Source organism: Pseudomonas huaxiensis, from assembly GCF_003231275.1.
Taxonomy (GTDB): Bacteria; Pseudomonadota; Gammaproteobacteria; order Pseudomonadales; family Pseudomonadaceae; genus Aquipseudomonas; species Aquipseudomonas huaxiensis.
In genome coordinates this window covers 162,727-189,594 of the sequence record NZ_QKVL01000007.1, presented here as the reverse complement: position 1 = coordinate 189,594, position 26,868 = coordinate 162,727, and the positions used below count along the sequence as shown (strand labels likewise).

Here is a 26,868-nt window from a genome sequence, read left to right as displayed (position 1 = left end):
GTTCACCTCGATACTGTTTATTCATACAGTATCGAGGTGAGCACGGATTTGCCAGTGCCACCTGGCGGATCCGCTTACTCCGTCGGCTTCTTCAGCTTCGGATTGGGAAAGAACTGCACCGTCTGCACCGCAGGTTTCGGCGCTTTCGCCTCGTTCTGGTTGACCCGCGTTCCCAGCTCCTTCGGCACCGACAGGCCCTGCTCGTTGAGGGTGTCGGAGAAACCGCAGGCCACGCATTCGCGGTGCGGCGTGCCGTCCACGTTCCACATCATCAGCTTGTCGGGCTCGCTGCACGCCGGGCAGACCGCCCCGGCGATAAAGCGTTTCTTGGTCGTGCTCATGCCGCCAGGTCCTCGCTCAGGCCGCTATGGCGCAGCAGCGCGTCGATGGAAGGCTCACGACCGCGGAAGTCGACGAACAGCAGCATCGGTTCCAGCGAACCGCCGCGGGCCAGGATCGCCTCGCGGAAGGCGCGGCCGGTCTCGGCGTTGAGCACGCCTTCTTCCTCGAAGCGCGAGAACGCATCGGCTGACAACACTTCAGCCCACTTGTAGCTGTAGTAACCCGCGGCGTAACCGCCAGCGAAGATGTGCGCGAAGCTGTTGGGGAAGCGGTTGTACGCCGGCGGACGCATGACCGAAACCTCGTCGCGCACGCCTTCGAGCACTTCCAGCACGCTGCGGCCGTCGCCGTGGCTGGCGTGCAGTTCGAAGTCGAACAGCGAGAATTCGAGTTGGCGGACCATCATCAGGCCGGACTGGAAGTTCTTCGCCGCCAGCATTTTCTCCAGCAGGTCCTGCGGCAGTGGCTCGCCGCTTTCGTAGTGACCGGAAATCAGCGCCAGGCCTTCCGGCTCCCAGCACCAGTTCTCCATGAACTGGCTCGGCAGTTCCACCGCGTCCCAGGCCACGCCGTTGATACCGGACACGCCGGTATGCTCGATGCGGGTCAGCAGGTGGTGCAGGCCATGACCGAATTCGTGGAACAGGGTGGTCACTTCATCGTGGGTCAGCAGCGCCGGCTTGCCTGGAGCGGCCGGGGTGAAGTTGCACACCAGGTTGGCCACCGGGCTCTGCAATGCGCCGTCAGCCGTGCGGCGACGGTCGCGGGCGCCGTCCATCCAGGCACCGCCGCGTTTGTTGGCGCGTGCGTAAAGGTCGAAGAAGAAGCGGCCGACGTGCTGGCCGTTCTCCTTGATTTCGAACAGGCGAACATCCGGGTGCCAGGTGTCGAAGCCCTTGAGTTCGGCGATCTCGATGCCGTACAGGCGCTGGACGATGGCAAACAGCCCGGACAGCACTTTGTCGATCGGGAAGTAGGCGCGCAGGGTTTCCTGGGAAACGCTGTAGCGCTGCTCGCGTAGCTTCTCGCCGTAGAAACCGCTGTCCCAACTGCTCAGGTCCGGGCAGCCTTGCTCGGCGGCGTAAGCCTTGAGCTGGGCCAGGTCCTGGGCGGCGAACGGCTTGCTGCGCTTGGCCAGGTCGCGCAGGAAACCCAGCACCTGGTCGCTGGATTCAGCCATCTTGGTCGCCAGGCTCAGCTCGGCGAAGTTGGCGAAGCCGAGCAGTTGGGCCAGTTCCTGACGCAGGTCGAGAATCTCGTGCATCACCGGGCCGTTGTCGAACTGGCCGGCATTCGGGCCCTGGTCGGAGGCACGGGTGCAGTAGGCAGCGTAGATTTCTTCACGCAGGGCACGGTCGGTGGCGTAGGTCATCACCGCGTAGTAGCTGGGGAATTCCAGGCTGATCAGCCAGCCGTCGAGGCCCTTGGCCTGGGCGGCGGCGGCCATCTGCGCCTTGGCCGAGTCGGTCAGGCCGGCGAGGGCGGCTTCGTCGGTGACGTGCTTGGTCCAGGCCTGGGTGGCGTCGAGCAACTGGTTGGAGAAGCGGCTGCCCAGCTCGGACAGCTTGCTCTGCACTTCGGCATAGCGCTGCTGCTGGTCGGCAGGCAGGTCGATACCCGACAGGCGGAAATCGCGCAGGGCGTGTTCGATGATGGTTTTTTGCGCCACGTCGAAGCCGGCGGCTTCAGGGCTGGCAATCAATGCCTCGTAGGCCTGGAACAGTTCGCGGTTCTGGCCAAGCTCGGTGGCGTAGGCGCTCAGGGCGGGCAGGCACGCCTCGTAGGCTTCGCGCAGTTCGGCGCTGTTGCACACGGCGTTGAGGTGGCTGACGGGGCTCCACGCCGCGCCGAGGCGGTCGTTGAGTTCGTCCATGGCCAGGACCAGTCCGGCCCAGCTCGGGTTCTGGCCCTGGGTCTTGAGCAGGGCGGCAATGGCGTTGCGGTTGTCGGCCAGGATCTGTTCAATCGCCGGCAGCACGTGCTCGGCGCGGATCGCCGAGAAGGGCGGCAGGTCGTAGGACTGCAGAAGCGGGTTGGTCGCACTCACGGTTAGACACCTTGGCAGAAGAAACACCGGCCCATCTTAATTACAATCGGCGCCGACCGCAGCTAATAAGCCTCAGAGAGAGACGCTATTCATGGCCATTCGCACCTACCAGCAGCACACGCCCCGCCTGGGTGAGCGCGCCTTCGTCGACCGCAGCGCGGTGGTCATCGGCGATGTCGAGATCGGCGACGACAGCTCGGTCTGGCCGCTGACAGTAATCCGCGGCGACATGCACCGCATCCGCATCGGTGCGCGCACCAGCGTGCAAGACGCCAGCGTGCTGCACATCACCCACGCCGGCCCCTTCAACCCCGACGGCTTCCCGCTGCTGATCGGCGACGACGTGACCATCGGCCACAAGGTCATGCTCCACGGCTGCACCCTCGGCAACCGCATCCTCGTGGGCATGGGCAGCACGATCATGGACGGCGCCATCGTCGAGGACGAAGTGATCATCGGTGCGGGCAGCCTGGTGCCGCCGGGCAAGCGCCTGGAAAGCGGTTTCCTCTATGTCGGCAGCCCGGTGAAGCAGGCCCGTCCGCTGACCGACAAGGAACGTGCGTTCTTCCCTTACAGCGCCGCCAACTACGTCCGACTCAAGGACCAGCACCTGGCTGAAGGCTACGACCAGCCCGAGTGAACGTATCCACAGCCCTTTATTGAGACCGCCATGCACCAGCAGAACATCCTCTTCGACCTCGACGGCACCCTGACCGACCCACGCGAAGGCATCACCCGCTCCATCCAGTACGCCTTGGCCAAGCTCGGCATCGACGAACCGGACCTGACCCGCCTGGAACACTTCATCGGCCCGCCGCTATTGCAGGCGTTCATGCAGTTCTATGACTTCGACGAAGCCAAGGCGTGGGAGGCGGTGAATTTCTACCGGGAGCGCTTCAAGGTCACCGGGCTGTATGAGAACCGGGTGTTCGACGGCGTCGGCGAGTTGCTCAGCGAGCTGCAAGGGCAGGGGCGCACGCTGTATGTCGCGACGTCCAAGCCGTGGGTGTTCGCCCGTGAGATTGCCCGGCACTTCGACTTTGCCCGGCATTTCAAGGTGATCTACGGCAGTGAACTGGACGGCACGCGGACCAACAAGGTCGAGCTGATCGGACACCTGCTGGCCGAGGAAGGCCTGGATCCGGCGCAGACCCTGATGATCGGCGACCGCAAGCACGACCTGATTGGTGCGCGCAGCAACGGGCTGGAAGCGGTGGCGGTGGGGTATGGGTTTGGGAGTCATGAGGAGCTGGCGGCGGAAGCGCCGGCGTATCACTTTGCGACGTTGGCGCAGATGCATCGGGCGTTCATGAAGTCCTGAGTTGATGGGTCTTTGAGGGCCTCATCGCTGGCAAGCCAGCTCCCACATGTACTGCATGCACCGCTGAACCTGTGGGAGCTGGCTTGTCGGGGCGCCGAACCGCAGCGATAGGGCCCTCAAAGCCCCTTCAAAACCAACTGCCGCTCCCCAATCGGCAACCGCCCAATCTCCTCCACCCGCCCATAAAACCGCCGCCAATCCCCGCCCACCTGGGCAAACACCGCCGCAAATGCCGGCACCCACTGGTCATAGAGCCCGAACGGCAACAGCTTGGCGTTGTTCATCGGCGCATTGATCCAGGCATCGAAACGTCCGACGCCGCCCCACTCGCTGTCCCGCAACTGCCGATACTCCCGGCGTAGCCGCTCGAACTCCGCCTGTTTGGCCGCACGCATCGCATCCGGTGCCAGCGGCTGGGTGTACAGCGCCTTGAGCCGTTCCCGGCTCGCCAGCACCAATCCGACAAATTGGTCCCGCTGCTTGCCGCCATCCTGCACCTGCGCCGTCAGCCCCCGCGCCGCCCGCCATTGCCGTGTGCCTTCCTGCTCGACAAAGGTGGCGAAGGACTCGTTGAAGGCAGTGTCGTCCTTCACGTACACCCGTTGGTGCGCCAGTTCGTGGAAGATCACCGTCGCCAGGCGTTCGTCGCCCCAGCCGAGCATTGAATTGAGGATCGGATCGTCAAACCAGCCCAGCGTCGAATAGGCCTCGACGCCACCGATATACACGTCCAGCCCCTGCAGCTTCTGCACCGCCGCCGCCCCGCGCGCGCCGCCCTGGCTGTAGTAGCCGCGATAGGCGACGCAGCCGGCGATGGGGAAGCAGTGGGTTTGCGGCTCCAGCGAAAACTCCGGCGTGGCGAACACGTTCCACACCACAAACGGCCGGCCGATATCGGCGTAAACGCGATAACTGCGGTTGTCCGGCAGTTTCAGTTGCTCGCTGGCGAAAGCGCGGGCGCGCTGGGACTGTTCCAGGTGCTGGCGCAGTTTCGGTTCGGTAGCGGGATCGGCCAGCAATTGCGGCACCGGAGTGCGGGCGCGCAGCAGTTGCCACTGGCCGTTGGCGAGCTGGCCGTAGTAATCCAGGCTGGCGCAACCGTTCAGCAGGCTGATCAGCAATACGGGAACAAACAGGCGAAAACCGCGGTCGAGTGCCCCGGGGCTTGAGCGCAAAAACAGAAGAATTCGAATCATGCGTGGGGTGGTCCCGCTCAAGTCCAGATCGATCCAAGACTATCCTGCCCGCCCGGAGTTTTGCCATGCGAACGATGCTCGCTGCCAGCGCCTTGCTGGCGCTCACCGGCTGCGCCGGCCTGCCCGCGCCGGACCCGACCCAAGCCTGGGTCGATCTCGCACCCGGCCAGGACGACACCCTGCACGCCGTCGAAGTGGACGAGCGGGCCTGGGACGACACCCGCTATTTCCAGGTCAGTCCCGGCAATCACCAGCTCACCGTGCGCTATCTGTTCGCCGTGGACCCGAGCAATATCGGCCCCACCAGCGAACCGCTGTGGCGCGATTGCCAGCTCAATCTGAAGTTCAAGGACTTCAACGCCGGCCAGAAATACCGCCTGCAAGCGGGCAGCATCGGTTTCCGGCCCTGGGCAAAACTCTATGACGAACAGCAAAAAGTGGTGGGAAGCGGCGTGCCGGCTGGCTGTCAGCGCACCTGAGGGCCGCTGATGGCGCTATGCTTACGTTCTGTTACCTTTCTGGAGAGCTGAACATGCGCCAGCCCGCGATGTTCCTCGCTTTCACCACGCTGGGCGCCTGCACCAGTCCGATGCCTCCGGTCGATCAGAAACAGGCGTGGGTCGACCTCTACACCATCACCCCGGGCAAAGTGCTGATGGCCGAGCGCCTCGACGGCAAACGCCTCAACGACGGCCGTTACTTCCAGGTGTCGCCGGGCAAGCACGAATTGGTGGTGCGCTTCGACTACGAGATCAGCACCGGCCTCTTCACCACCGACCCGACCGAACGCACCTGCTACCTGACGCTGGAATACGACGGTTTCGAAGCCGGCCAGCGCTATCGGCTGGAAGCCCGGGCCATCGCCCTGCAACCCAACGCCTGGCTATACGACGCCGAGCGCAAGGTGGTGGCGCAGGAGCGGCTGACCCACTGCATCCCTTGAGGCTTACTGGCCGTTGCGCTGGTAGATGATTTTCTTGGTGCCGCCGTCGCAACTGCCCACGACCATGTTCTGGTCGTGGACTTCGCTGTTGGGCACGATTTCCAGGGTATAGGACGTCACGCCTCGGGCCTGGATCTTGGCTTCGATCTCGGCCTTCAATTCCTCGCACGACTTGATCGCGGCGGAAGCATTGAAGGCCAGCAGCGAAGCCAGTACGGCGATTGCGATACGGATCATGAGCAGTTCCTCGTGGCAAAAGACCTTGAGCCAACATCAGGTTGGACCGAGGGAGCATGCCATGGTTCTGCTACCAGGCAAGCTCACTGCACGAGCGTGGCGTCCAGGCTGATCTTCGCGTTCAACACTTTCGAGACCGGGCAGCCGGCCTTGGCCTTGTTCGCCAGTTCCAGGAACTGCTCCTCGCTGGCGCCGGGCACCTTGGCCTTGAGGATCAAGTGAACGGCGGTGATGGCGAAGCCGTCGGGCTGTTTATCGAGGGTGACTTCGGCGGTGGTGTCGATACGTTCCGCGGTCAGTCCCGCTTCACCGAGGATCATCGACAGCGCCATGGAGAAACACCCGGAGTGGGCGGCGCCGATGAGTTCTTCCGGGTTGGTGCCTGGTGTCCCTTCGAAACGGGTGTTGAAACCATAGGGAACCTGTTTCAGCGCGCCGCTTTCCGTGGATATCTGGCCCTTGCCATCCTTCAGGCCGCCTTGCCATACGGCCGATGCAGTCTTTTTCATGGTGCCTCCTCGGGTTGCCGACGCGGGTTGCGCCGTTACCTGAATTCAGAGGCCCGGCCTGCGGGCAAGTTCAGCCTGTTTGCCACATCCGGTATTGATTCCTCGGGTAACTGCCCCCACAGAGCAACAAAGGCTGCCGTTTTCCGGCGGCTTCCGTTTGCTCAGGAGACCCCATGACGCAACTCGCGGACATCAAGATTTCCACTCTCGACCTCGTGCCCGTGCGCCAGGACAGCGGCCCGGCGCAATCGCTGCGCAACTCGCTGGACCTGGCGCAGCACGTCGAGCGCTTCGGTTACCACCGCTTCTGGGTAGCCGAGCACCACAACATGGACGGCATCGCCAGCTCGGCCACTTCGGTACTGCTGGGCTACCTGGCCGGCGGCACCTCGACCATCCGCGTCGGTTCCGGCGGGGTGATGCTGCCCAACCATGCGCCGCTGGTGATTGCCGAACAGTTCGGCACCCTGGCCAGCCTCTATCCCGGCCGCATCGACCTCGGCCTGGGCCGCGCCCCCGGCTCCGACCAGATGACCGCCCGCGCCTTGCGCCGTGAACGCTCCGGCAGCGCCGACGACTTCCCTGACGACGTGGCCGAACTGGTGCGCTACCTCGGCCCGCGCACACCTGATCAGAAAGTGATCGCCGTGCCTGGTTACGGCACCGAAGTGCCGATCTGGCTGCTCGGCTCCAGCCTGTTCAGTGCGCAACTGGCGGGCCAGCGCGGTCTGCCTTATGCCTTCGCCTCGCACTTCGCGCCACGCTTCATGCACGAAGCGATTCGCGTGTACCGCAATCATTTCCAGCCGTCGGCGGTGCTCGACAAGCCGTATGTGATGCTGGGCGTGCCCATGGTGGTGGCCGATACCGACGAGCATGCCGAGTACCTGGCGACATCGGTGTACCAGCGCATCCTCGCGCTGATGCGTGGCCAGAGCCTGATGCAGAAGCCGCCGGTGGAAAGCATGAATGGCTTGTGGTTGCCGCATGAGCGCGAGGCGGTGGGGGATTTCCTCGGCCTGGCGATGGTCGGCAGCCCGCAGAAGGTCAAGGCCAAGCTGGAGGTGTTGCTGGAGCAGACCCAGGCGGATGAGCTGATCTTCACCTGTGATCTGTATGAGCATGCAGACCGGATCCGGTCTTATGAGTTGATGGCGCAGACGGTGCTGGGTCGCTAAGCCTCCATCGCTGCGGTTCGGCGCCCCGACAAGCCAGCTCCCACAGCGTTCAGTGTCGCCACGGGCACTGTGGGAGCTGGCTTGCCAGCGAATAGGCCCTAAAGATCACCCACGCTTGTAGACAATCTCCTTGGTCCCAGCCTCACAAGTCCCGACTACTTTCCCATCCGCAGCCGCTCCCTTGCCTACAACCTCCAGCGAATAGTGCTTAACGCCCTTGGCATCCAGCTTCGCTGCGATCTCGCTCTTCAATTCTTCACACGGCTTGCCCGCCGCCAGCGCGGTGCCGGCCAAACCCATCAGTGCTACTGCCAGAATCAGTTGCTTCATTGATCGCTCTCCTTGTTGGACCAAAATCAGTTGCAAGCTACAAGCTTCAAGTTGCAAGAAAAAGCTGGCGGCGTGATGGCTGCCTTTTCTTATAGCTTGTGGCTTGCAGCTTGCCGTTCAACTGTTGGCGATACGGAACCCGACTTTCAGGGTGACCTGAAAATGCGCCGCCTTGTTGTCGCGGATATGCCCGCGGGTATCCACCACTTCAAACCATTCCAGATGCTTGATGCTCTTGCCGGCCTCGGCCAGGGCACTGTTGATCGCGTCTTCGATGCTGGTGGGGGACGAGCCGACAAGCTCGATCTTCTTGTAAGTGTGATGATCGGACATCGCTGTTCTCCTTGAAGGTGTGCCGGTTGAGCCTAGCAGCGCTAGGCCGTTTTTCCTCTGAGGGGGGTTTGGATCGAAACGTTCGATCGCACTTTCCAGACACCTCGTAGTCCGAACCTACAACACCTCACTCAACGCTGAAGGAGAGTCACCATGGCAACAAGTTCGCTACGCAAAGCCGCGCTGCAAAGCATGGAAGCGGAAATCGAAAGCCTGCTGAAATCGCTGGAAAGCCTGAAAGACGATGCTTCGGACGAATCGCGCAAAACCGTGAAGGCGCTGAAAAGCAACGCCGAGAACGCCCTGCGCCACTCGCGCAACCTGCTTGGTGATGCCTATGAAGAGGTGAAAACCAAGACCCGCGAAACCGGCCTCGCCACGCGCGACTACGCACAGCAACACCCCTGGACCACCGCCGGCGTTGCCGTTGGCGCTCTGGGTCTGCTGGCGGCTTACCTGCTGTGCAGCAAACGCGACTAAACCTGTCGCGCCAGTTCCGCGCGCAACCATCCCGCCAGTTGCTCGGCGCGCCCGTCCGCGGCGCGTCGAGGGACCCACAGCGCCAGTGACGCCTCGGTCTGGCTGAAGCCCCACGGCGCCGCCAGGCGTCCGGCGCGCAAATCGTCGGCCACCAGCGGCTTCGGCGCGATCGCCACGCCAAGCCCGGCCACCGCCGCTTCCAGCAAGTAATACAAATGCTCGAAATCCTGCCCGTAACGCAGCGCGCGCGGGTCGATGCCCTGTTGCCGCGCCCAGTCCGGCCAGGCTTGCGGCCGGGAGTTGGTCAATAAAACCGCCTCATCGAGCAGCGCGCTGGCCGGTGCCTGGCGCAGGCGCTCGAAACCGGCGAAATGCGGGCTGAGCACCGGGCCGATGCATTCCTGGGCGAGCACATGAACCTGCATGTCCGCCGGCCATGGCGGTTCGGCGAACACCAACAATGCATCCAGGCCGGGGCGGCGCGGGTCGAGATCGCCTTCGCCGGCCGAGAGGTGCAGGCGCAGGTCCGGCAGATCCGCCTTCAGCCGCCCCAGCCGCGGGATGAACCAGCGCGCCAGCAGGCTCCCCGAGCAACCGAGGACGAACGGGGCATCGACGCTGCTCTGACTCAGCTCGGCGCAGACCGAACGCAGCCGCTCGAACGCCTCGCCGCTGACCTCGCGCAGGCGCAGTCCGGCATCTGTGAGTTTGATGCCACGCCCGTCCTTGACGAACAGGCTCACGCCCAGGTGGCTTTCCAGCGTCTTCAACTGCCGGCTGACCGCGCCGTGGGTCACGTGCAGTTGCTCGGCGGCATGACTGACGCTGCCCAGGCGGGCAGTGACTTCGAAGGCCCGAAGGGCATTGAGTGGCGGCAGTTCCCTGGACATGACGTGTGAGTTTTCCTGACAGGTTGCGGCGATCTTATCGGTTTTCAGCGAGGCGTGTCGTGGTTAGAGTAGGCCCATTGTCAGCCCACACTTCTTCCTGGAGCGACCCCATGACCCAGAGCAACCTTCGCAGCGGCCCCGACGCCAACGGCCTGTTTGGCGCCTTTGGCGGCCGCTACGTCGCCGAAACCCTGATGCCGCTGGTGCTCGACTTGGCCCGCGAATACGAAGCGGCCAAGGCCGACCCGGAATTCCTCGAACAACTGGCGTACTTCCAGCGCGACTACATCGGCCGTCCGAACCCGCTGTACTTCGCCGAACGCCTGACCGAACACTGCGGCGGCGCGAAGATCTTCTTCAAGCGTGAAGAGCTCAACCACACCGGCGCGCACAAGGTGAACAACTGCATCGGCCAGGTGCTGCTGGCCAAGCGCATGGGCAAGAAACGCCTGATCGCCGAGACCGGCGCCGGCATGCACGGCGTGGCCACCGCCACCGTCGCCGCGCGCTTCGGCCTGCCTTGCGTGATCTACATGGGCGCCACCGACATCGAGCGCCAGCAAGCCAACGTGTTCCGCATGAAGCTGCTGGGCGCCGAAATCGTCCCGGTCACTGCCGGCACCGGCACTCTGAAAGACGCCATGAACGAGGCGCTGCGTGACTGGGTCACCAACGTCGACGACACCTTCTACCTGATCGGCACCGTGGCCGGCCCGCATCCGTACCCGGCGATGGTTCGCGACTTCCAGTCGATCATCGGCAAGGAAACCCGCGCCCAGTTGCAAGAGAAGGAAGGTCGCCTGCCCGATAGCCTGGTCGCCTGCGTCGGCGGCGGCTCCAACGCCATGGGCCTGTTCCACGACTTCCTCGATGACAGCAGCGTGCAGATCATCGGCGTCGAAGCCGGCGGTCACGGCGTCGACACCGACAAGCACGCCGCCAGCCTCAACGGCGGCGTTCCGGGCGTACTGCACGGCAACCGCACCTACCTGCTGCAGGACGAAGACGGCCAGATCACCGACGCCCACTCGATTTCCGCCGGCCTCGATTACCCCGGCATCGGCCCGGAACACGCCTGGTTGCACGAGATCAAGCGCGTCGAATACGTCAGCATCACCGACGACGAAGCCCTGGCCGCGTTCCACACCACCTGCCGCCTGGAAGGCATCATCCCGGCGCTGGAAACTTCCCACGCGCTGGCCGAAGCCATCAAGCGCGCGCCGACCCTGCCCAAGGATCACCTGATGGTGGTGTGCCTGTCCGGGCGCGGCGACAAAGACATGCAAACCGTAATGAGCCATATGGCCGCGACCCAAGCGCAGGAGAAGCAGGCATGAGCCGTCTTGAACAACGTTTTTCCGAGCTGAAGCAAGAAGGCCGCGCCGCTCTGGTGACCTTCGTCACCGCTGGCGACCCGGGCTACGACGCTTCGCTGGCGATCCTCAAGGGCCTGCCGGCGGCGGGCGCGGACGTGATCGAACTGGGCATGCCGTTCACCGACCCGATGGCCGACGGTGTCGCCATCCAGTTGGCGACCCTGCGCGCCCTGGACGCTGGCCAGACCCTGGCCAAGACCCTGCAAATGGTTCGTGAATTCCGCGTTGACGACCAGACCACCCCGATCGTGCTGATGGGCTACTACAACCCGATCCACCGCTTTGGCGTCGAGGCGTTCGTCGCCCAGGCCAACGAAGCGGGCGTCGATGGCCTGATCATCGTCGACCTGCCGCCTGAGCACGACGCCGAACTGGCGGCCCCGGCCCAGGCCGCGGGCATCGACTTCATCCGCCTGACCACCCCGACCACCGACGACGCGCGCCTGCCGCGCGTGCTGGAGCGCAGTTCAGGCTTCGTCTACTACGTCTCGGTGGCTGGTGTGACCGGTGCGGGCTCGGCAACTACTGAGCATGTCACCGAAGCCATTGCCCGCCTGCGTCGGCATACCCCGTTGCCGATCAGCGTTGGCTTTGGCATCCGTACGCCAGAGCAGGCCGCGGCGATTGCGCGGCTGGCAGACGGTGTGGTCGTGGGTTCGGCGCTTGTGGATAAAATCGCCACCGCCGCCAGCCCGGAGCAGGCTGTGGATAACGTGCTGTCGCTGTGCTCGGCGCTGGCCGAAGGTGTGCGGGGCGCGCGCAAGGCGTGATCCCTAATGGGGCCGCGTTGCGGCCCCAAACATCACTCAAAAATCGAAAGATCCAGCGGCCTGACCGCCCCCATCCAGATCGCATGATCCCGGTGGTCCGCCAGCTCATCCCCGGTCAGCGGATGCAGAAACACCACCAGCCCCTGGCGATACAGCGCCAGCCACGGCAACACCACCCCGACCACCTCCGGCCCGAAGGCCAACTGGCAGCTCCAATCCGGATGCGGCCCCACCAATTTGCGGTGCATGCGCCCCATGGTCACCGGAAACAGCGCCGACGCCTCTTCGCATAACAAACGCGCCTGCTCGAACGTGCTGGCGTCGTAATACACGTGGGCGTGATACCCCTTGATCCTTTGCACACTGATTCCTTGGAAGGCCTGGTCTGCCGTGAACTATACCGGCTGCCGGGACTGCTCTTCACCCAGCCATTCGACGAATCGTTCGACCAGCGTACTGCGCCGCTTTCGCTGAGGACGTACCACGTAGTATCCCTGCGCGGAACGAATTGATCCTTCGAGCGGCCGGCAAAGCAGGCCCTGCTCCAGAAGGGCGTCCACAAGAAAGCGCCAGCCGATAGCCACGCCCTGGCCGGCAATCGCGGCCTGGATCAGCAGGGTGTAATTGTCGAAACGCAGCGGCCCCGGGTTCGGCGGGCCGGGCAATTTCAGCTCGCGGAACACGCCATTCCAGTCGAACCAGCGGCTGGCCGACTCGCCACGCAAGTGCAGCAGCGGCAGTTTCAGCAGGCTTTCCGGCGCCAGCGGCAGGGGCTTTTCGCCCAGCAAACGCGGGCTACACACCGGAAAAACCTCCTCATCGAACAGCCAGAAACTCTCGCCCTGACGCAAGCGCCCATCGCCAAACAACACCGCCACATCGATGTCCGGGCGGAGCATGCCGTGGCTGCGCTCACTGGTGACCAAGCTCACATCGACCTGCGGATTGGCCTGGTGAAAACGCTGCAAGCGGGGCATCAACCAGTACGCGGCGAAGGCAAAATCAGTCGCCACCCGCAGCACTTCATGCTGGTCGCGCCCGACCACCTGGGTCACGCCATCGTCCAGCGCCAGCATTCCCACGTGTACCTGCTCGTACAGCAGTACACCGGCTTCGGTCAGCTCGATACCGCGATAAATCCGGTCGAACAGGCGGGCGCCCAGTTGCTCTTCCAGGCGCTTGATCTGCTGGCTGACCGCCGGCTGGGTGGTGCCCAGCTCGACCGCCGCCGCGGTGAAACTGCGCTGACGCGCCGCGGCCTCGAAGACCCGCAACACGTCCAGCGACATCCCGTCCAAGGCATCAAACATAAGCGCAGCTAATCCTAGTCATTGCCCGGCATGGGCTTTACCCAAGTTATTCACAGCCGCACAGTCATCCACAGCCGTTTCCCCATAACGCCTGACGATGGAATGCCGTGACCCACATGAAACGCAAGAACATTCTCTTCATCATGGCCGACCAGATGGCCGCGCCAATGCTGCCGATCTACGCGCCGTCGCCGATCCATATGCCGCACTTGAGCCGTCTGGCCGCCGAAGGCGTGGTGTTCGACTCGGCCTACTGCAACAGCCCGCTGTGTGCGCCATCGCGCTTCACCCTGGTCAGCGGCCAGTTGCCGAGCAAGATCGGCGCCTACGACAACGCCGCCGACTTTCCCGCCGATATCCCCACCTACGCCCACTACCTGCGCCGCCTCGGCTACCGCACGGCACTGTCGGGCAAGATGCATTTCTGCGGGCCGGACCAGTTGCACGGCTACGAAGAGCGCCTGACCAGCGACATCTACCCGGCCGACTACGGCTGGGCCGTGAACTGGGACGCCCCGGACGAGCGCCCGAGCTGGTACCACAACATGTCCTCGGTGCTGCAGGCCGGGCCGTGCGTGCGCACCAACCAGCTCGATTTCGACGAAGAGGTGGTGTTCAAGGCCCGCCAGTACCTGTACGACCACGTCCGCGAAGCCGGCGAGCAGCCGTTTTGCCTGACCGTGTCGATGACCCACCCCCACGACCCATACACCATCCCCAAAGCGTTCTGGGACCTGTACCAGGACGACGCCATCCCCATGCCCCACGCGCCCTTCGCCCAGGACGAACTGGACCCGCACTCGCAACGCCTGCTCAAGGTCTACGACCTGTGGGGCAAGCCGCTGCCTGTGGAAAAGATCCGCGACGCCCGCCGTGCCTACTTCGGCGCCTGCAGCTACATCGACGCCAACATCGGCAAGCTGCTGGAAACCCTGGAAGAAACCGGCCTGGCCGAGGACACCCTGATCGTGTTTTCCGGCGACCACGGCGACATGCTCGGCGAGCGCGGCCTCTGGTACAAAATGCACTGGTTCGAAATGGCAGCGCGGGTGCCGCTGCTGGTCCACGCGCCGGAGCAGTTCGCGCCGGGCCGGGTCAGCGCGTCGGTGTCCACCTGCGACCTGCTGCCGACCCTGGTGGAACTGGCCGGCGGCACGCTACAGCCCGGTCTGCCACTGGACGGACGCTCGCTGCTCGGGCACCTGAACGGGGAGGGCGGTCACGACGAAGTGATCGGCGAATACATGGCCGAAGGCACCATCAGCCCGCTGATGATGATTCGCCGCGGCCCGTGGAAATTCATCTACAGCGAAGACGACCCCTGCCTGCTCTACAACCTGGAAGATGACCCGCGCGAGCTGAACAATCTGGCGGCCCTGCGGGAACATGCCGAACGCGTCGTCGGCTTTCTCGCCGAGGCGCGCCAGCGCTGGGACATTCCCCGCCTGCGCCAGCAGGTGCTCGACAGCCAGCGCCGCCGCCGCTTCGTCGCCGACGCCCTGGCCACCGGCACGCTGAAAAGCTGGGACCACCAACCGATGGTCGACGCCAGCCAGCAGTACATGCGCAACCACATCGATCTCGACGATCTCGAACGCAAGGCACGTTATCCACAACCTGGTCAGTAATCACCGAGGAACGGGCATGAAAGGGTTATCCACACGCGTCATTGCGGTTGTCTTCACCCTGGCTGCCGGCGCCGCAAACGCCGATAGCAGCACCTGCGACACGGTCAAGATGGCCGACCCCGGCTGGAGCGATATCGCCGCCACCAACGCCGTAGCGCGGGTGCTGCTGGAAGGCGCCGGCTACCAGACCAAGATCGATTCGCTGGCGGTGCCGATCATTTACGGCGGTCTCAAGGACGGTTTGGTAGACGCCTTCCTCGGCAACTGGATGCCGGCGCAGCAGGGCTTTCACGACAAGTTCGTCGCCAGCGGCGAGGTGGACCGGCTGGCGCGCAACCTCGAAGGCACCGAGTTCACCCTGGCCGTGCCGGAGTACGTGTGGGAAGCCGGCGTGAAAGACTTCGCCGACCTGCAGAAACACGCCGGCGAGTTCGACAAGAAGATCTACGGCATCGGCTCCGGCGCCCCGGCCAACCTGTCGTTGCAGTCGATCATCGACAAGAACGAGTTCAACCTCGGCGGCTGGAAGCTGGTGGAATCCAGCGAACAGGCGATGCTGGCGCAAGTGCAGCGGGCAGTGAAACGCGAGCGCTTCATCACCTTTCTTGGCTGGACCCCGCACCCGATGAACGTGCAACTGAAAATGCGCTACCTGACCGGCGGCGAAAAATGGTTCGGCAGCAACGGCAGCGTCTACACCCTGACCCGCAAGGGTTATGCACAGGCCTGCCCGAACGTGGCGAAGCTGCTCGGCAACCTGACGTTCACTCAGGCCATGGAGAACAGCATCATGGCCGAGGTTGTGGATAAAAAAGTCAGCTACGACGCCGCAGCCAAGGCCTGGATCAAGGCCCACCCGGAACTGCTCGACGGCTGGCTGCAAGGCGTCACCACCCGCAGCGGCGGCAATGCGCTGGAGGCGGCCAAAGCGCGCCTGTGATCGCGTCCGGCGCCGCCCGCTTGCACCGGCGCGCCGGACACCGCACCCTGAACGGCTTTCACCGGTATAGAGCGACCCCATGGCCTGGCCCGACCGCCACAGACTCCTGCCATTTTTGCGCTGGCTGCCGCAGCAGACCCGCGCCAGCGTGCGCCGCGACCTGCTGGTGGGCCTGAGTGGGGCGATTCTGGCGCTGCCGCAGTCCATCGCCTACGCCCTGATCGCCGGCCTGCCCGCCGAATACGGGCTCTATGCCGCCATCGTGCCGGTGCTGATCGCTTGCCTCTGGGGCTCGTCCTGGCACCTGATCTGCGGGCCGACCGCGGCCATCTCCATCGTTCTCTACGCCAGCGTCAGCCCCATGGCGGTGGCCGGCAGCGCGGACTACATCACCCTGATCCTGTTGCTGACCTTCCTCGCCGGCGTGTTCCAGTGGCTGATGGGCATGCTGCGCTTCGGCGCGCTGGTGAACTTCGTTTCCCATTCGGTGGTGATCGGCTTCACCCTTGGCGCCGCGGTGGTCATCGCCCTCGGCCAGTTACCGAACCTGATGGGCCTCGACCTGGACAGCCAGACCACCGCGCTGAAAACCCTGCAAAGCCTGCTGGAGCACGTCGGCGAGATCGACCTGCCATCGTTGCTGCTGGGACTGGGCACGTTACTGATCGGCATGCTGATCAAGCTGACGCGGCCGCGCTGGCCCAGTCTGTTGATAAGTCTGGCCGGGGCGAGCCTGCTGGCGGTGCTGTGGCCGGCGATGTTCGGGCATGTCGCCCGGGTGCCGGCGTTCATCGGCCAATTGCCGCCGCTGAGTCCGCTGCCGTTGCTCGACCTGGAACTGATCCTGCGCCTGCTGCCCGGTGCCGTGGCGGTGGGCATGCTCGGCTTGGTGACCAGCCTGTCCATCGCCCGCTCGCTGTCGATCCGCTCGGAACAGTTGATCGATGCCAATCAGGAAATCCGCGCGCAGGGCCTGTCCAACATGATTGGTCCGTGGTGCTCGGGTTACCTCTCGTCCGGCTCGTTCACCCGTTCCGGGCTGAGCTTCGATGCCGGCGCTCACTCGCCACTGGCCGGGATATTTTCTGCGCTGTGGGTGGGATTGTTCGCTGTGGCCGGTGCGCAACTGATTGCACACATCCCGATCCCGGCGATGGCCGGGAGCATTCTGCTGATCTGCTGGGGGCTGGTGGATCATCGCGCGATCCGCGCGCTGTACCGGGTCAGCCGGCCGGAGTTTCTGGTGATGATCCTGACCTTCGTCGCCACGTTGCTGCTGGAGTTGCAGACGGCGATCTACGCCGGGGTGTTGGCGTCGCTGTTCTTCTACCTCAAGCGCACCTCGCAACCGCGAGTGCAGCAGAGCCGGGAAGGGGAAGCGGATGTGTTGCGGGTGGGGGGTTCGATCTTCTTTGGCGCCAGCCATTACCTGCAGGTGCGGTTGCAGCGTTGCCAGGCGGCGGAGGTGGTGATCGATGCGCGGCAGATCAACTTCATCGACTATTCCGGGGTCGAGATGCTGCATCAGGAAGCGCGGCGGTTGCGGCGACAGAACCGCAGCCTGACCTTGCGCCGGGCGCGGCCACAGGTGGTGGAGGAATTGCAGAAGCTGGAAGGGGTGGAGCGGTGTCCGATTCGGTTTGAAGACTGAAGCCTGATTGGGTGGCGGCCATGGGCATGTCGATGGTTCTCAGTGACCTTCGCATCGCGAGCAAGCTCGCTCCTACAATGGCTTGCCCAAACCTCTGTAGGAGCGAGCTTGCTCGCGATGGGGCTGTGAAAACGGTTCCTGTTGGTGTCGCATATAGCTACGAACTTCCCCAATCTCCGACTTTTTTGTAGGCAACTTCCCAAGCATACTGCCGCGCCTCATTAGCTGTTGCGCCTGAGCTTATCGCTGCCTAGTCTTCGGCGGTCGTTGAACATCAACGATCGGCTTTGACAGGCCGCCCTTCAGGTCGCCACCGCTGTTATGGCAGCTGTGCGCGTGGGCACCTTACGGTGCGCCGGGTTTCCTGGACCGGTCTGTCAACCCGCGTACAGCTGCCACCATCTGTTTGACAGCAGGCAATGGCAGCTCCTTTCACCCAGGAGATTCGCCATGAAAAAGCTCGTTCCCGATCCACCCCCTATCCTCAGTATCAAACCCGGCCTCACTCACGCCGATGCGATCAGCAAAGCCGCCGAGTACCTGGACCACGCGCTCGAAGCCGCCAGCCAGTTGCCCGAGCAAGCCAAGGCCCGCCATCAAGAAGCGCTGAGCAGCACGCAGGTCCACCTCAGGGTCACCAAGGCATTCCTGAATGTCGCGATGGCGAAATCGACGGTGAACATGCCGATATAACCCCCCAAGCGCTAATGCCTGTCAGTTAAACCCATTGGGGCCGCTTTGCGGCCCTTCGCGAGCAAGCTCGCTCCCACAGGATCCTGGGCAAGGTGCAGGTGTGTGGGAGCGAGCTTGTCGGGGCGCCGAACCGTCGCGAAGGGCTGCAAAGCAGCCCCAACATAGGCGCCAGAACATTAACTGACTGGCATTACCCCAAGCGCCATAAAAAAACCGGCCGTTGAATCCACTCAACGGCCGGTTTTTTCGATCTTCGCCCCGAATTATCCCCGCGCCAATTGCCGACGCAGTTCCGCCAGCACCGGCCCGCTATCCGGCCTTACACCACGCCAGATGAAGAAGGCTTCCGCCGCCTGCTCGGCCAGCATGCCCAGCCCGTCCAGCACCTTGGCCGCACCATGTTCGGTGGCCCATTGGCAGAACGGGGTCGGCTCTTTGCCGTACATCATGTCGTAGCACACAGTCAGGCCCGGCTGGATCAGGCTCGGGTCGATGGGCGGCATTTCGCCGGCGAGGCTCGCCGAGGTGGCGTTGATAATCAAGTCCACCGGTTCCTTGAGCCAGCTGAAGCCGCTGGCCGCCACCGGACCGAGGTCGGCGAATTCGCGGGCCAGTTGCTCGGCCTTTTCCACGGTGCGGTTAGCAATCACCAGCGACGCGGGGTTGTGCGCCAGCAGCGGCTCCAACACACCGCGCACCGCACCGCCGGCACCGAGCAAGAGGATGCGCTTGCCGGTCAGTTCCACGCCCGCGTTGACGGTGAGGTCACGCACCAGCCCGGCGCCGTCGGTGTTGTCGCCCAGCAGGGTGCCGTCTTCCAGCTTGCTCAGGGTGTTCACCGCCCCGGCGCGCTGGGCGCGAGGGGTGAGGCGGTCGACCAGGCGGAAGGCTTCTTCCTTGAACGGCACGGTGACGTTGGCGCCCAGGCCCTGCTTGAAGAAGCCCAGCGCGCACGCGGTGAAATCATCCAGCGGCGCCAGCAGGGTGTCGTATTCCAACGCCTGGCCGGTCTGGTCGGCAAACAGCCGGTGGATCAACGGCGACTTGCTGTGGCCGATCGGATTGCCGAATACAACGTACTGGTCCATTCACGCGCTTCCTCAGTCAGGCCCGACGACCGGGCAACGGTTGTGCACAATGGGCTCAGTGCCCGGCCTTGTCCAGATTCAGCCAGTCGCGATCCTGCAGGAAATACTCGGTCAGACGGGCTTCGGCGCTGCCCGGCTCGGGCTTCCAGTCGTAGCCCCAACGCACTTGCGGCGGCAGCGACATGAGGATCGACTCGGTACGCCCGCCCGACTGCAGGCCGAACAGGGTGCCGCGGTCGTAGACCAGGTTGAACTCGACATAGCGGCCACGGCGGAATTCCTGGAATTCGCGCTGCTCGGCGGTGTACGGCTCGGCCTTGCGGCGCTGGATGATCGGCAGGTACGCCTCGACGTAGGCATCGCCGATGGCGCGCATGAAGGCGAAGCTGGTGTCGAAGTCCCATTCGTTCAGGTCGTCGAAGAAAAGACCGCCGATACCCCGCGGCTCGCCACGGTGCTTGAGGTGGAAGTAGCGGTCGCACCAGGCTTTGTAGCGCGGGTAGACGTCAGCCCCGAACGGTGCGCAGGCCTGCTCGGCAACGCGGTGCCAGTGGATGCAGTCTTCTTCGTTGCCGTAGTACGGGGTCAGGTCGAAACCGCCGCCGAACCACCAGACCGCTTCTTCGCCTTCTTTCTCGGCGATGAAGAAGCGCACGTTGGCGTGGGAGGTCGGCACATGCGGGTTGTGCGGGTGGATCACCAGCGACACGCCGAGGGCTTCGAAGCCACGGCCGGCCAGTTCAGGGCGGTGGGCGCTGGCCGACGGCGGCAGGCCGCTACCGAAGACGTGGGAGAAGTTGACGCCGCCTTTCTCGATGACCTTGCCGTCGCCGATCACCCGGGTGCGTCCGCCACCGCCGGCCTCACGGGTCCAGGCATCCTCGACGAAGCGGGCGCCGCCGTCTTCGGTTTCCAGAGCGGCGCAAATCCGGTCTTGCAGGTCCAGCAGGTAGGCTTTCACGGCCTCGGTGCGGCTAGTCATCGGGTCACCTTGAAGCGGGCATGGGCCGGCCCAGGCGGCACCGGCGGAAAAATTCGGCGCACAGCATACCACCGTGCATGTGCCCTCCGTAGTTGACGGCGATCAAGCAAAAGCGTCCGATAGGCCCTTTCCCCGATGTCTCAGGAGAGTGCAGATGGCCAAGCGTATTCAGTTCAGCCAGCATGGCGGCCCCGAGGTACTGACCCTGGTCGATTTCGAACCCGCGGCACCGGCGCCGGGCAATGTTCTCGTGCGCAACCACGCCATCGGTCTGAATTTCATCGACACCTATTTCCGCAGCGGCCTCTACGCGCCGCCCGCCCTGCCGTCCGGCCTCGGCACCGAGGGCGCTGGCGTGGTCGAGGCGGTGGGCGATGGCGTGAGCCGCTTCAAGGTTGGCGACCGCGTGGCCTACGGCGGCGGCCCGCTGGGCGCCTACAGCGAACTGCACGAACTGCCGGCGAACAACCTGGTGGAGATTCCGCAAAGCATCAGCTTCGAAGACGCCGCCGCGGTGATGCTCAAGGGCCTGACCGTGCAGTACCTGCTGCGCCAGACCTTCGACGTGCAGCCGGGCCAGATCATTCTGTTCCATGCGGCGGCGGGCGGGGTCGGGTCGCTGGCCTGCCAATGGGCCAAGGCATTGGGTGCGAAGCTGATCGGCACCGTCAGCTCGGCGGAAAAAGCCGAGCGCGCCAAAGCCCTGGGCGCCTGGGCGACCATCGATTACAGCCGTGAAGATGTGGCGCAGCGGGTGCTGGAGCTGACCGACGGCAAGAAATGCCCGGTGGTGTATGACGGCGTGGGCCAGGACACCTGGCTGACGTCGCTGGACTGCCTGGCGCCACGCGGGTTGATGGTGAGTTTCGGCAATGCCTCGGGCGCGGTAAGCGGGGTCAACCTCGGCATCCTGGCGCAGAAGGGCTCGCTGTACGTCACCCGCCCGACCCTGGCGAGCTATGCCAACAGCGCGGAAAACACCCAGGCCATGGCCAACGAACTGTTCGCGATGATCGCCAGCGGCAAGGTGAAGGTGGATATCCAGCAGCGCTATTCGCTGGCCGAGGCGGCCAAGGCGCAGGAAGAGTTGTCGGCGCGGCGGACGGTGGGGTCGACGGTCCTGATTCCCTGATTTTCCGGACTGCGCGTGTTCCCCCCCCTGTAGGAGCGAGCTTGCTCGCGATAACCCCGCAAGATGGCTTCATCGCGAGCAAGCTCGCTCCTACAGGGGGGGCGGGCGGGTGAGCCGTTAGTCAGCCCGCCCGAACCACCTCACCACTGGCCAGATCCCGAATCACACTCGGATTCTTCCGCCCGCCCAACGCTCCACCCAGCACCAGATCAAGCTGGTTGTGGAAATACTGCTCCACCCGCAACCGCGACTTGGCTGCCGGGCGTCCGGCGGGGTTGGCCGAGGTCGATACCAGCGGGCCAACCAGCGAACACAGATCCCGCACCAGCGGATGATCACTGACCCGCAACGCCACGGTGTCGTGTACGCCGGTGATCCACTCCGGCAGCATGCCCTGATGCGGCACCAACCAGGTGTTCGGACCGGGCCAGGTGCTGGCCATGCGGTCGAGCCAGAGTTCGGGGAAGTCTTCGAAGAGGAAGTCGAACTGGCGGATGTTGTCGGCGATCAGGATCAGGCCCTTGTTCACCGAGCGCGACTTGAGCGCCAGCAGCCGGTCCACCGCTTCTTCATTCCATGGGTCACAGCCCAGGCCCCAGACCGCTTCGGTCGGATAGGCGATCACCGCTCCGGCCCGGATTTCCCGCGCGGCTTGTTGCGCACGCCAACTGTTGACCATTTCTGTTACTCCGCTTGAAGGCTGGTGGGCAGTTTACTTAGCCAGGGCGGGCAAACCAACGCCCGGCTTCATTGCACACGCGGCCATCCAGTTCCAGGTCGGTCAACGCCGCCAGTACGCGGTTCAGCGGCTGGCCGCTGGCGTGAGCCAGGCCTTCGCTGGTCAGTGGCGCGGCCAGCAGCAGGGCAACCAACGGATGAGCAGGTTTATCCACAGGCGCCGGCGACAGGTTCTGCCAGCCGCGCAGGCTTTCGAGGATCTGCTCGATGCTTTCCACCAGCAGCGCGCCATCGCGGATCAACTGGTGGCAGCCCTTGGCGCCGGGGTGGTGGATCGAACCGGGAATCGCGAACACCTCACGACCCTGTTCCGCCGCCAGCCGCGCGGTGATCAACGAGCCACTGGCGAGGCTCGCTTCTACCACCAGCACGCCCAGCGAAAGCCCGCTGATGATCGGGTAAACGTTTCTCCGTGTGTTTCGATCAAGGTCGCCAAAGGTGCGGGGACTTGTACCCGTGGCTTTGGGGGCCGGATTCAGCCTTGTTGGTGTTTGGTATCAACGGAATGAGAAAAGCCCCGTAATGGGGCTTTTTATAGCAATTTGCAGAGCTGATCTTTTTTTGCATTATAACTTCTGTGTATTTCAATTCTTTCAATATTTCTATATTTGGGATCTGCATAAGCCAGAGTAAATATCTATTATTCCTTCCCCACTATAATTGTTCATATTTTCTGGAAAATAAATATACTCCCCATCTGTAAAGCTATAAATAATTTCGTAGCTCCCTTTAGGATTTACATAGTTATTTCTCAAAAACAATCCTTCCCATACTAATTTATCAATAGCGTATACTCCGTTGTCATAAAACTGAGCATATGACCCATCCCATCTGCATTCCTTTGTACCTGTGGATGTTCTTGTTGAAGAAGCGGTGACGGTTTGAGTTTCGGTAACTGCGGGGCCAGTGTAGCGTGTAGCTAGGGTTGTTGTTTCCTGCTCAAGTTCTTGTCTATTACGGGTTTGGTCTTGCTTGCAGTCGTCCGCTGTTTGCTGAAATATTACTCCAATAGACTGTGTAGAAGTAGCTGGTGTCCAATTTGAACATCCATAAACAGCACCATTATTAACCCATTCGCCATAAAGTGGTTCGGCTGGCTGCCAGTTTTCGACTGGTAGGCCCGAAGTTCTAGGAGTCATATTTATAGAACCGTCTGGGAGTGCTCCGCCTTGGGTTTGTTCAAGTGGGATTTTAATTATGAATCCGGCTTGTGCTGTGCTTATTGCTAATGCTGTTAGTGATGTGAGTATTGATTTTTTCATGATGGTTCTTATTGTTTATTATAAATAATTTACCATGTGATGAGATTAATGGAAGGGTTTGGGGCCGTAGGTGATAACTAAAGGTTCGGGGATATATCTTTGAACCTATGGCTGTTTGATTTAAGTGGAACGAAATGGGGTGATTCCTACTCTGTGGGAGTAGGGTATATGTCCGTGAGCGTAGTATTAGCTTTGAGGGTATAAGTATGTAAAGTGGGGCTTTACATGTATTTATAGTTTAATGTCCAGCTTTTCGATAATAGATTGCTTGTATTCGTCGGCTTCAATGTCTATTTTTATTTTTGCTTCTTTCCACTGTTCTTCATAAAGGTCTTGCCATCGTGCTACTAATGAATGGACAATCATATCAAGGTTTTGTTGTTTTACACTGTTCCCGCTTCTTGCAAACTCCTTGATTAGAACATCATTGGATATTGATTTGCAGCCTGAAAATGCTGCTATTAGCTTTTTAGCGAGGTTTGAGGTCATTCGGATATCATGAAGCTCATCCATTTCTACTATCTTTACGAACATGATTAAAAATTTTTGACGCTCACGTCTTTTAAATCCACCAACCATACCGCCTATTTTTCCTGCATATTCCATCCTGTTCATAATTAGAACTCCTATGTTGTTATAATACCAATACCATAGGGTTTTGATATGTCAATGCTTCAAGGTCATATCTCCGAACCTTCAACTATTTCAGGTTTTGCTTCCGGGATATGTATTGTAGGAAATTGGCTACTTTCGATTTTTTTGAAATTTTAACGTCACCAATCCCCCACATTTTTTTGTGAAATTAATTTGAGAGCGATTTTTGAGTTTTTGCAGTGTCGTTTTTTGTTCTGCTTTGTGGCAAATTTCAACTAAGTGATTTGCTTAGGGTTGAACCCTATTTGCTCATTAACGTCCGACCTTATATTTATTTTCGTTTTGCTATTGACAAGGTTTTTTGCTGTAAATAAGCCATAATTCAATGGTTAAAAAATTAAATAACTAAAAAAATTCGATGAAAACGTTAAATTTTCACGGCAATTTTTTCAAGAAAATAATTTTTGTAAAAAGTCGATTTTTGGTTACTGCCCCAAATCGCTTTCGGGATATTTAGGCTTATCAGCCCAGTGAATGATATTCACCCATTTTGATGAATTTTGAAAAGTGTGAAATTTTCATCAGGAGAGAAATTTGATATGTATGTATACATACATATAGGTTGGGGGATATATCTCCGAACCTATGGAAGTGAGGGGTTGGGTGGTTAACGCTATTTGGGTCTAGTTTTGATATAGGCTTTTGCACTTTGTGAGGTGTAACGCATTCGGCTATTTTAGGCGTGTAGTGGTGTGGCTTGGTGTCGTTGTATCAACGGAGTGGAAGAAAGCCGATTTTGACCAATTCCGTGCTTTATATCGCTATCGGTGGTGCGGTGTATGTATATGTGGGGGGGATACGGGGAGGAAAGGGATGGGATGGGCGGTAAAGGAAGAAGAAACACCCTCACCGGGTGCTATTATCTGATATAGGCTATTTGCACTAATTATAATGCTATTTTTTGAAAGTGATGCTGAACTGCTGGCCCGGTGAATATTTAGTGCCTACGAAACCTATAGTTGAGCAGTGAAATTCGGTATGATTTTTGTAGGCTACGTAACTAGCATCATAAATCTCGCATGGTAGGACATCACCATTGATGGTTAGAACTATGGATTTGGCAGTGTTCAGCAACTCCTGCACATTTCCTATGAGATATATGGATTGTTCGCCGTAGTATGTAAAAAATACACCGATATACATGGGGTTTTGGATCGTTGAACTCTCAAGAAAGCCTCTGCCTCTATGTATATCAATCGTTCCGATACCTTTATAGCCTGACAATTCATCTTCGATTTCTGCGGGTGGTAATGGTGGGCCTTCTTCTTGTGTTACAAAAAGTATTGACCCGCTTGGAAGGCTCCCGCCTTGGGCTTGTTCTAGTGGGATTTTTATCATGTAATCGGCTTGGGTTGTAGTAAGGGTTAAGGCGGTGAGTAATGCGAGAGAGATTTTGTTCATGGTGAATTTGTTGTTAATTGATAACAATATACCACGAATATTAGAAAGTCAAAGTTTTGCGGCTTCTCATGCGTGTGTGTGCCGTGTGCGTCATACAAGAAATATATTTCTTGTAGGTGCAAGTGTATAGGTACGTGTGTATATGTATGTGCGTGTGTCGTGTGTGCAGTCTACGACCGTGTGTGATGTATGGGAGTGGGTGGGAGGGGGGGAGAAGAAACACCCTCACCGGGTGCTATTATCTGATATAGGCTTTTGAGACAGATTATAATGTTAGATCTGCTTTGACCATCTGTATGCGGTTGCTCGTCCAATACTCATCTGCTTCATAACTTCTTGTACTGTTGCTCCTGATTTTAGTAATAGGATGCCTTGTTCTCTTTTCGTCTTTCCATTGGCTTTGCCGCCTTTCTTGCCTCGGATTGCTTGAATTCTGCTTGTGTGGGTTCTGGCGACATAATCGTCAAAGGTGCCACGGGTAAAGTTTCTATGTGTCCACTTCGCTACGCTCTTGGCTGTGTGTTTAACCTCGGATATGTCCAACGGCGTAGTAAAATTAACGTTGTAGCCGGTGGCACGGTCTAGGCAAGCGTTTAGCCATTGTTCATAGGTCGGCCAGCCTTGGCGTATAGCCTTGTATGCCCACGCTCTCAATTCATCGAAAAGCATACAGTTACGACCAAGGCCATAGTCCTCTACGGGTTTCTCTTTCGCTTTCTCCGGGGTTAAGTCGATGTAATCGGCTAAGTCGTCCAACGTGTATGGATCGGCCTGCCACTCGGTAACGATCCAATGGGAGTTGATCGGGTTCTTGCAGATCAAGCCGGAATAGCCTCGGTCTGCTCCCAGTAGCTTACACAATGCCGCTTCGATGGCCGCAGCGTAGCGTAAAGGGGCTGTTTTGCCGTCGATAGCAGTTCGGACAGGGGTTTGTAGCAGGTAGAGCAAATGGGCGTGCCCATTAGCCGGATTTCGAGCTATCAGGTTAGGGGCTGGTGCTCCAACGTCATCCCAGTGCAGCCCCGCGTTGGTCTTGTCCAGATCGAAAACCATCCAATATCTATGGGTTGGGCCGTTTGGTTGGACCAGTCGAGCAAGTTTCGCTTTTTCTTTTTTGTTGATTTTTAAGCCGCTGATTAAATCATCGGTGTGATAAGGTCTCTTTGGTAAGTAGTCCTCAAATAGTTTTACGCATCCCATTGTTATCCTCTTCTAATAGTTATTTAGAAAAAGAAACCTTGGGAAGAGACTTGACAATAAAATTTTTGATGATTAAATAGTTTGTGTAGATTAAATTTTTATCGCTGTATCCAGACCACCTTGCCCAAGGTGGTTTTCTTTTTCTGCTCCTTTCAAGTTGCCATACTTTCGGGCTTTGTCAAACTTGGACGGTAAAAAGCCCGCTTGTTTGCGGGCTTTTAGTGTTTTGGACTTGGT

The 26,868-nt window shown here is 60.6% G+C and carries 30 protein-coding genes and 1 pseudogene; 13 read left to right on the top strand and 18 right to left on the bottom strand.

Annotated features, from left to right (window positions below; translation table 11 throughout):
* Positions 1 to 74: 74 nt before the first annotated feature.
* Both DM374_RS11370 and prlC read right to left on the bottom strand, forming a co-directional pair.
* Positions 75 to 341 (bottom strand): YheV family putative zinc ribbon protein, encoded by a 267-nt coding sequence (locus DM374_RS11370; protein ID WP_110969892.1) that lies wholly within the window; start codon positions 339 to 341, stop codon positions 75 to 77.
* Complete coding sequence (prlC, locus tag DM374_RS11365) at positions 338 to 2,389, bottom strand: oligopeptidase A (RefSeq protein WP_177431544.1); 2,052 nt, start codon at positions 2,387 to 2,389, stop codon at positions 338 to 340. Before prlC ends, DM374_RS11370 begins: the two co-directional genes overlap by 4 nt.
* Positions 2,390 to 2,480: 91 nt before the next feature.
* Between prlC and DM374_RS11360 the strand changes: the two genes are divergently transcribed.
* Both DM374_RS11360 and DM374_RS11355 read left to right on the top strand, forming a co-directional pair.
* Positions 2,481 to 3,029, top strand: a complete 549-nt coding sequence (locus DM374_RS11360) for a gamma carbonic anhydrase family protein (RefSeq protein ID WP_110969890.1) — start codon at positions 2,481 to 2,483, stop codon at positions 3,027 to 3,029.
* 30 nt (positions 3,030 to 3,059) lie between these two features.
* On the top strand, positions 3,060 to 3,710 hold the full coding sequence (locus tag DM374_RS11355) for an HAD family hydrolase (protein WP_110969889.1): 651 nt from the start codon (positions 3,060 to 3,062) through the stop codon (positions 3,708 to 3,710).
* A 116-nt stretch (positions 3,711 to 3,826) separates the two neighbouring features.
* Here DM374_RS11355 and DM374_RS11350 read toward each other — a convergent pair whose 3' ends face one another.
* Positions 3,827 to 4,906 (bottom strand): aminopeptidase, encoded by a 1,080-nt coding sequence (locus DM374_RS11350; protein WP_110969888.1) that lies wholly within the window; start codon positions 4,904 to 4,906, stop codon positions 3,827 to 3,829.
* Positions 4,907 to 4,971: 65 nt separating this feature from the next.
* On the opposite strand from DM374_RS11350, the gene DM374_RS11345 reads away from it, so the two are divergent.
* Together DM374_RS11345 and DM374_RS11340 are read left to right on the top strand one after the other, a co-directional pair.
* On the top strand, positions 4,972 to 5,385 hold the full coding sequence (locus tag DM374_RS11345; RefSeq protein ID WP_110969887.1) for a PA0061/PA0062 family lipoprotein: 414 nt from the start codon (positions 4,972 to 4,974) through the stop codon (positions 5,383 to 5,385).
* A 53-nt stretch (positions 5,386 to 5,438) separates the two neighbouring features.
* Positions 5,439 to 5,849, top strand: coding sequence for a PA0061/PA0062 family lipoprotein (locus tag DM374_RS11340; RefSeq protein WP_095159080.1), 411 nt, complete (start codon positions 5,439 to 5,441; stop codon positions 5,847 to 5,849).
* A gap of 3 nt (positions 5,850 to 5,852) precedes the next feature.
* Here DM374_RS11340 and DM374_RS11335 read toward each other — a convergent pair whose 3' ends face one another.
* The gene (locus DM374_RS11335; RefSeq protein ID WP_095159081.1) at positions 5,853 to 6,086 is read right to left on the bottom strand and encodes a DUF1161 domain-containing protein; all 234 of its coding nucleotides are present in this window, start codon (positions 6,084 to 6,086) and stop codon (positions 5,853 to 5,855) included.
* 83 nt (positions 6,087 to 6,169) lie between these two features.
* On the bottom strand, positions 6,170 to 6,595 hold the full coding sequence (locus DM374_RS11330) for an OsmC family protein (protein WP_110969886.1): 426 nt from the start codon (positions 6,593 to 6,595) through the stop codon (positions 6,170 to 6,172).
* A gap of 173 nt (positions 6,596 to 6,768) precedes the next feature.
* Between DM374_RS11330 and DM374_RS11325 the strand changes: the two genes are divergently transcribed.
* A complete protein-coding gene (locus tag DM374_RS11325; RefSeq protein ID WP_110969885.1) occupies positions 6,769 to 7,773 on the top strand; it encodes an LLM class flavin-dependent oxidoreductase in 1,005 nt (334 codons plus the stop codon).
* A 105-nt stretch (positions 7,774 to 7,878) separates the two neighbouring features.
* Here DM374_RS11325 and DM374_RS11320 read toward each other — a convergent pair whose 3' ends face one another.
* A complete protein-coding gene (locus DM374_RS11320) occupies positions 7,879 to 8,103 on the bottom strand; it encodes a DUF1161 domain-containing protein (RefSeq protein ID WP_110969884.1) in 225 nt (74 codons plus the stop codon).
* Positions 8,104 to 8,220: 117 nt separating this feature from the next.
* Positions 8,221 to 8,436 carry a dodecin gene (locus DM374_RS11315; RefSeq protein WP_095159085.1) on the bottom strand — a complete coding sequence of 72 codons (216 nt, stop codon included), beginning with the start codon at positions 8,434 to 8,436 and terminating at the stop codon, positions 8,221 to 8,223.
* A 153-nt stretch (positions 8,437 to 8,589) separates the two neighbouring features.
* Between DM374_RS11315 and DM374_RS11310 the strand changes: the two genes are divergently transcribed.
* Positions 8,590 to 8,916 (top strand): DUF883 family protein, encoded by a 327-nt coding sequence (locus DM374_RS11310; protein WP_095159086.1) that lies wholly within the window; start codon positions 8,590 to 8,592, stop codon positions 8,914 to 8,916.
* On the opposite strand, the gene DM374_RS11305 is transcribed toward DM374_RS11310, so the two are convergent.
* Positions 8,913 to 9,806 (bottom strand): LysR family transcriptional regulator, encoded by an 894-nt coding sequence (locus DM374_RS11305; protein ID WP_177431543.1) that lies wholly within the window; start codon positions 9,804 to 9,806, stop codon positions 8,913 to 8,915. The two genes, DM374_RS11310 and DM374_RS11305, sit on opposite strands and share 4 nt — an antisense overlap.
* Before the next feature lie 110 nt (positions 9,807 to 9,916).
* Between DM374_RS11305 and trpB the strand changes: the two genes are divergently transcribed.
* Together trpB and trpA are read left to right on the top strand one after the other, a co-directional pair.
* Positions 9,917 to 11,143 (top strand): tryptophan synthase subunit beta, encoded by a 1,227-nt coding sequence (gene trpB / locus DM374_RS11300; protein ID WP_095159088.1) that lies wholly within the window; start codon positions 9,917 to 9,919, stop codon positions 11,141 to 11,143.
* Complete coding sequence (gene trpA, locus DM374_RS11295) at positions 11,140 to 11,952, top strand: tryptophan synthase subunit alpha (protein WP_110969882.1); 813 nt, start codon at positions 11,140 to 11,142, stop codon at positions 11,950 to 11,952. The genes trpB and trpA overlap by 4 nt, the downstream gene beginning before the upstream one ends.
* 32 nt (positions 11,953 to 11,984) lie before the next feature.
* On the opposite strand, the gene DM374_RS11290 is transcribed toward trpA, so the two are convergent.
* The gene (locus DM374_RS11290; protein WP_095159090.1) at positions 11,985 to 12,314 is read right to left on the bottom strand and encodes a DOPA 4,5-dioxygenase family protein; all 330 of its coding nucleotides are present in this window, start codon (positions 12,312 to 12,314) and stop codon (positions 11,985 to 11,987) included.
* Positions 12,315 to 12,347: 33 nt separating this feature from the next.
* Positions 12,348 to 13,262, bottom strand: coding sequence for a choline sulfate utilization transcriptional regulator (locus DM374_RS11285; RefSeq protein ID WP_110969881.1), 915 nt, complete (start codon positions 13,260 to 13,262; stop codon positions 12,348 to 12,350).
* 116 nt (positions 13,263 to 13,378) lie between these two features.
* Here DM374_RS11285 and betC point away from each other — a divergent pair, with 116 nt between their 5' ends.
* The 4 genes from betC (at position 13,379) to DM374_RS11265 (ending at position 18,174) form a co-directional block, all read left to right on the top strand.
* Complete coding sequence (betC, locus tag DM374_RS11280) at positions 13,379 to 14,890, top strand: choline-sulfatase (RefSeq protein ID WP_110969880.1); 1,512 nt, start codon at positions 13,379 to 13,381, stop codon at positions 14,888 to 14,890.
* A gap of 16 nt (positions 14,891 to 14,906) precedes the next feature.
* Positions 14,907 to 15,830: a choline ABC transporter substrate-binding protein gene (gene choX, locus DM374_RS11275; RefSeq protein WP_110969879.1), complete on the top strand. Its 924-nt coding sequence runs from the start codon at positions 14,907 to 14,909 to the stop codon at positions 15,828 to 15,830.
* Positions 15,831 to 15,909: 79 nt separating this feature from the next.
* Positions 15,910 to 17,481, top strand: coding sequence for a SulP family inorganic anion transporter (locus DM374_RS11270; RefSeq protein WP_110969878.1), 1,572 nt, complete (start codon positions 15,910 to 15,912; stop codon positions 17,479 to 17,481).
* A 450-nt stretch (positions 17,482 to 17,931) separates the two neighbouring features.
* A complete protein-coding gene (locus tag DM374_RS11265) occupies positions 17,932 to 18,174 on the top strand; it encodes a hypothetical protein (RefSeq protein ID WP_110969877.1) in 243 nt (80 codons plus the stop codon).
* Positions 18,175 to 18,437: 263 nt separating this feature from the next.
* On the opposite strand, the gene aroE is transcribed toward DM374_RS11265, so the two are convergent.
* Entirely contained in the window at positions 18,438 to 19,262 is an 825-nt protein-coding gene (gene aroE, locus DM374_RS11260) for a shikimate dehydrogenase (protein ID WP_110969876.1), read from the bottom strand.
* Between the two features lie 55 nt (positions 19,263 to 19,317).
* The gene (gene hemF / locus DM374_RS11255) at positions 19,318 to 20,244 is read right to left on the bottom strand and encodes an oxygen-dependent coproporphyrinogen oxidase (protein ID WP_095159094.1); all 927 of its coding nucleotides are present in this window, start codon (positions 20,242 to 20,244) and stop codon (positions 19,318 to 19,320) included.
* Between the two features lie 154 nt (positions 20,245 to 20,398).
* Here hemF and DM374_RS11250 point away from each other — a divergent pair, with 154 nt between their 5' ends.
* On the top strand, positions 20,399 to 21,376 hold the full coding sequence (locus tag DM374_RS11250; RefSeq protein ID WP_110969875.1) for an NADPH:quinone reductase: 978 nt from the start codon (positions 20,399 to 20,401) through the stop codon (positions 21,374 to 21,376).
* A 121-nt stretch (positions 21,377 to 21,497) separates the two neighbouring features.
* Here the strand turns inward: DM374_RS11250 and DM374_RS11245 are convergent, their stop codons facing one another.
* From DM374_RS11245 to DM374_RS11230, 6 genes and pseudogenes are all read right to left on the bottom strand, one after another.
* On the bottom strand, positions 21,498 to 22,055 hold the full coding sequence (locus DM374_RS11245) for an L-threonylcarbamoyladenylate synthase (protein WP_095159096.1): 558 nt from the start codon (positions 22,053 to 22,055) through the stop codon (positions 21,498 to 21,500).
* 37 nt (positions 22,056 to 22,092) lie between these two features.
* Positions 22,093 to 22,527 (bottom strand): annotated as a pseudogene (locus DM374_RS11240) (DNA-processing protein DprA); the annotation flags it as partial.
* A 189-nt stretch (positions 22,528 to 22,716) separates the two neighbouring features.
* Positions 22,717 to 23,376 (bottom strand): hypothetical protein, encoded by a 660-nt coding sequence (locus DM374_RS33135; protein ID WP_157969685.1) that lies wholly within the window; start codon positions 23,374 to 23,376, stop codon positions 22,717 to 22,719.
* Between the two features lie 231 nt (positions 23,377 to 23,607).
* Positions 23,608 to 23,991: a hypothetical protein gene (locus DM374_RS11235; protein ID WP_043864217.1), complete on the bottom strand. Its 384-nt coding sequence runs from the start codon at positions 23,989 to 23,991 to the stop codon at positions 23,608 to 23,610.
* 933 nt (positions 23,992 to 24,924) lie between these two features.
* Positions 24,925 to 25,431, bottom strand: coding sequence for a hypothetical protein (locus tag DM374_RS33130; protein ID WP_157969684.1), 507 nt, complete (start codon positions 25,429 to 25,431; stop codon positions 24,925 to 24,927).
* Between the two features lie 273 nt (positions 25,432 to 25,704).
* Complete coding sequence (locus DM374_RS11230) at positions 25,705 to 26,631, bottom strand: replication initiation protein (RefSeq protein WP_110969874.1); 927 nt, start codon at positions 26,629 to 26,631, stop codon at positions 25,705 to 25,707.
* Positions 26,632 to 26,868: the final 237 nt, after the last annotated feature.